Source organism: Flavobacterium sp. FPG59 (assembly GCF_002150205.1).
GTDB lineage: Bacteria > Bacteroidota > Bacteroidia > Flavobacteriales > Flavobacteriaceae > Flavobacterium.
This window is the reverse complement of record NZ_MTCA01000237.1, coordinates 1-4564: the sequence shown is the minus strand read 5'-3', so window position 1 is coordinate 4564 and position 4564 is coordinate 1. Positions and strand designations below refer to the sequence as shown.

At 30.8% G+C, this 4564-nt stretch carries 6 protein-coding genes; 4 read left to right on the top strand and 2 right to left on the bottom strand.

All coding sequences use genetic code 11. The annotated features are described in order from the left end of the window. Nucleotides 1-37: 37 nt before the first annotated feature. Nucleotides 38-454 (bottom strand): DUF6691 family protein, encoded by a 417-nt coding sequence (locus FPG59_RS14180; protein WP_086455231.1) that lies wholly within the window; start codon nt 452-454, stop codon nt 38-40. A gap of 13 nt (nt 455-467) precedes the next feature. Next, a complete protein-coding gene (locus FPG59_RS14175) occupies nt 468-1028 on the bottom strand; it encodes a YeeE/YedE family protein (RefSeq protein WP_086455230.1) in 561 nt (186 codons plus the stop codon). Nucleotides 1029-1197: 169 nt separating this feature from the next. On the opposite strand from FPG59_RS14175, the gene FPG59_RS14170 reads away from it, so the two are divergent. The 4 genes from FPG59_RS14170 to FPG59_RS14155 form a co-directional block, all read left to right on the top strand. After that, complete coding sequence (locus FPG59_RS14170; RefSeq protein ID WP_086455229.1) at nt 1198-1647, top strand: 2-dehydro-3-deoxyphosphooctonate aldolase; 450 nt, start codon at nt 1198-1200, stop codon at nt 1645-1647. A 147-nt stretch (nt 1648-1794) separates the two neighbouring features. Beyond that, entirely contained in the window at nt 1795-2613 is an 819-nt protein-coding gene (kdsA, locus tag FPG59_RS14165; RefSeq protein ID WP_086455228.1) for a 3-deoxy-8-phosphooctulonate synthase, read from the top strand. 17 nt (nt 2614-2630) lie between these two features. Beyond that, the gene (locus FPG59_RS14160) at nt 2631-3476 is read left to right on the top strand and encodes a hypothetical protein (protein ID WP_086455227.1); all 846 of its coding nucleotides are present in this window, start codon (nt 2631-2633) and stop codon (nt 3474-3476) included. Between the two features lie 169 nt (nt 3477-3645). Further along, nucleotides 3646-4564: PAS domain S-box protein (locus tag FPG59_RS14155; RefSeq protein WP_086455226.1), on the top strand; the 919-nt coding region annotated here is incomplete at its 3' end.

The following is a 4564-nucleotide window of genomic DNA, read 5'->3' as shown; positions in this document are numbered from 1 at the left end:
CTATAATGAGAATAGTAAAAATTAATTTAACACTATTTTAATGAGGTAATTTATTTTTCAATAAACCATATAAATAAGTTCCCAAAAGAGCCCCAAAAAGCACTATAAGCACAGTCCAAAAACCAGCGCCAAGCAAAATGAATATAGGACCGGGACAAGAACCTACTAATGCCCAACCCAAACCAAAAAACAATCCGCCAATCCAGTAGCGAGCAGATCCTTTTTCTTTATCGGGAATTTCTATAGATTCTCCTTTGATGTCTTTGATGTTATTTCTTTTTATGATTTGAATTCCAATAATTCCTGTCAATATAGCTACCGAAATAATTCCGTACATGTGAAAAGATTGAAACTGAAACATTTCATAAATTCTATACCAAGAAACGGCTTCGGATTTTGTTAAAACAATTCCAAAAATGAAACCAACCGCTAAAAATTTTATACTATTTTTCATTTATATATGAGGATTAATTTAGGATTAAAGGAAGTAAAAAATGAGCCATTATAAGACCTCCAATAAAAAAACCGATAACCGCTTTTAAAGAAGGTAGTTGTAAATTACTCAAGCCTGAAATGGCATGTCCTGAGGTACATCCACCGGCATAACGGGAACCAAAACCAATTAAAACCCCACCAATAAGAAGTATGAAGATACTTTTTGGGGATTCTAAAATAGCTGTTCCAAAAAGTGCATCCGGCATTAATTTTCCGTTTGGCGCTTCAATACCAAGTTGTGCTAATTGTGCTATTGTTTTAGGATTAATATCAACATTTGAAACATCACTCATGAAATGAACGGCGACAAATCCACCTAACATAGCTCCAAGAACGACTACTAAATTCCAGCGTTGTGCTTTCCAATCAAAATCAAAAAACGATACTCGCTTGCCTAAACCTGCAATAGAACAAAGAGATCTTAAATTAGAAGACATTCCGAAAGACTTCCCAAAATAAATAAGTGCTAACATAATAAATCCTATCAGTAAACCAGAAACATACCAAGGCCATGTTTGAAAAACTACTTCCATATTCTATTCATTTAATTTCTGCAAATATAATAAGCATTGACACACACTTGGAAATAAAAATTGGCTAAAGCCCAAACATAATAATTTACGACAACAAAAACCGTTATAATAAGGGTTCTGATTATATTTGTATTATCAAATCAAGATTAAACACAGAAAAATTTAAACTATGAAAAATACACTAGTTATATTTATCCTCTTCATTACTTTATCGGGGTGTACGAGTACAAAATCTACATTACAAAATACCGACGACAATGCTCCAGACTTACAACTCACACAGAAAAATACCTTTATTATAACTGAATATAGCACGGATAAAAAATACGGATACAATAAAGATTATCCTATCAATATTTTTTTCAATAACACCAACAACGAAACCATTAATCAAGAGCGTTTTATAAATGCACTTGCAGGACCTAAAGGAGAAAAAATCACCTTTAACAAACTAGAAAGTTGCTGCCCTTTTCCAACAAAGAGAAGCGACATGGGTGCAGGTCTGCTTGATGTATTTGAATTAAAATGGGATGGACAAAAAACACCTGTATTATTATACCTTAATATTTACGAAAAAGGAGTTGTCAAAGTTCCTGTAGGTCTTACTTTAAAAAAATAAAGAATTTCTGTTACATAACTATTTAGAGCAACGTTTTATAAAAAAGAATTAGCATGGTAATTATTATTAAAAATACTTTTAAAAACTTTATGATTTCATCAATTTAAAATAAATCATAACTACATTTGCAAACTGAAAACACACACTATGAATATTCAAAATATCCCACAAATTAAACATACTGACAGCGGTAATTTCTTTTTACTAGCAGGTCCTTGCGCTATTGAAGGAGAGACAATGGCTTTACAAATTGCTGAAAAACTAGTAGGAATTACTAATGATTTAAAAATACCTTTTGTTTTTAAAGGGTCTTTTAAAAAAGCTAATCGCTCCAGAATTGACAGCTTTTCTGGAATTGGAGATGAGAAAGCATTAAAAATACTGAGAAAAGTTTCTGAAACATTTAATGTACCAACTGTAACTGATATTCATACCAATGAAGATGCTGCAATGGCGGCACAATATGTTGATGTACTTCAAATTCCTGCTTTCTTGGTAAGACAAACTGACCTTGTAGTGGCTGCGGCAAATACTGGTAAAGTTGTAAACTTAAAAAAAGGACAATTTATGAGTCCAGAAAGCATGAAACATGCTGTTCAAAAAGTATTGGATTGCCAAAACACAAATGTAATGGTGACAGATCGAGGCACCATGTTTGGATATCAAGATATGATTGTAGATTTTAGAGGTATACCTACTATGCAACAATACGCTTCTACGGTTCTTGATGTTACGCATTCTTTACAACAACCAAATCAAACTGCAGGTGTCACAGGTGGCCGACCAGACATGATAGAAACTATTGCGAAAGCCGGAATTGCTGTAGGTGTTGATGGTATTTTCATTGAAACCCATTTTGATCCTGCAAATGCAAAAAGTGATGGTGCAAATATGTTGCATTTAGATTATTTCGAATCTCTAATGGTGAAACTTGTTGCCATAAGACAAACGATTAAACAATTTTAATTTAGAAAATAAAACTCTTGAAAAAAATATTTTTATACATCGTATTATTTGCGTTGTCATGTATACAAAACGTACAAGCACAAGAAGAAATAAAAATACAACAAAAATATACTGCTCATAATAAAGGAAAATTTTTTGTTTCTTGGGGAGGAAATAGAGATAGCTTTACCAAATCAGATGTGACCTTTAAGGGTAAAGATTATAATTTCACACTTGAAAATATTTCCTCTAATGACAAACCAAAAGGGTGGCATGTAGATTATATCAATCCAACAAGAATGACCATTCCACAAACTAACTTCAGGATTGGTTATTTTATTAATGATCATTACAGTATTGCAATTGGCGTAGACCACATGAAATATGTCATGACACAAGAGCAAACTGCTAATATCTCGGGTACTATTTCAGCTGGTACTCCTTATGATGGTGTTTATAACAATAGCCCAATTGTTTTAACAAAAGATTTTTTAACTTTTGAACATACAGATGGTTTAAATTATGTTAACATTGAATTTTCTCGACACGATGATATTTCTAAATTATTTAAAATTAAGAACACAGATAAAATTCAAGTTAATGTAACAGAAGGTTTAGGTCTTGGATTACTTTATCCTAAAACCAACACTACATTATTAGGAAAAGAAAGACATGATGATTTTCATGTATCAGGATTTGGTACTTCAATTAAAGCAGGTCTAAATATTACTTTTTTTAAACATTTTTATATTCAAGGAGAGTTAAAAGGAGGATACATTAATATGCCTGATATTAGAACAACAAAAAGTGCTGAAGATAGTGCATCACAGGATTTTTTCTTCTTTCAAAGGATTATCGCATTTGGAGGAATTTTTAAAGTCTAATTTTTAATTTTATTTATAACACAAAAGCTATCAATTTGATAGCTTTTTTTATTTACCCGAACAATTTACAGTTCATACATAAATTTATGACCATTATTAAATTTTATTCTTTAAATTTATAAATCGTTTTACTTTAAAAAATTTAAGATACATCAAATAAAAATCCTCAATGTACAAGGAAACAATCCATGAAGCTTCGTCTAGAACAAATTATCATTTTGACAATTTTTTTAATATCTCAGCTGATTTAATATGCATTGCTGGTTTTGATGGATATTTTAAAAGAATTAATCCTGCTGTTTCAAAGTTATTAGGTTTTACAGAAGAGGAGTTGTATTCTAGACCAATTAGTAGTTTTGTATACGCACCAGACCTCCAAATCACCATAGAAACTAGAGAAGAAGTTTATAAAAACAACCCCCTCTTAAATTTTGAAAACCGCTATGTAACTAAAAGTGGGGAAATAGTTTGGTTATCTTGGACCTCAATGCCTGTTCAATCGGAGAAATTAGTGTATGCCATCGCAAAAAATATCACTCATAAAAAAAAGGTTGAAGAAGAGCGCAATTTACTCCTTACTAATCTTACGCAAATTAATAAAGAACTAACTCTGTTGTCTCACAAAACATCGCATGATTTAAAATCTCCCATCAATAACATGCTCTCGGTTTTCAATCTTATTGATGTTTCAAAAATAAATGATCCAGAAACATTAGAATTAATACATATTTTAAAACAAACTAGTGAAAATTTAAAGCAAACTTTAAATGAGTCAATTGATGATTTAGTAGACAAAACAAATATTAATACGGCAATTGAAGAAATCAATTTAAAAGAATCCCTTACTGAAGTTCTTGAATCTATAAGTTCCTTAGTAAATGATTCCAAAGCAGCAATTCATATTGACTTTTCAGAATTTGAAAATGTAATATTTAATAAAGCATATATAAAAAGTATTTTTTTGAATTTAATTACTAATTCCATAAAGTATGCTAAGCCAAATCAATCGCCAGTTATTACTATTAATTCGAGAAAAAATAATGGAGTAAACCAATTAATTTTTGCTGATAACGGAGTCGGTTTTGATA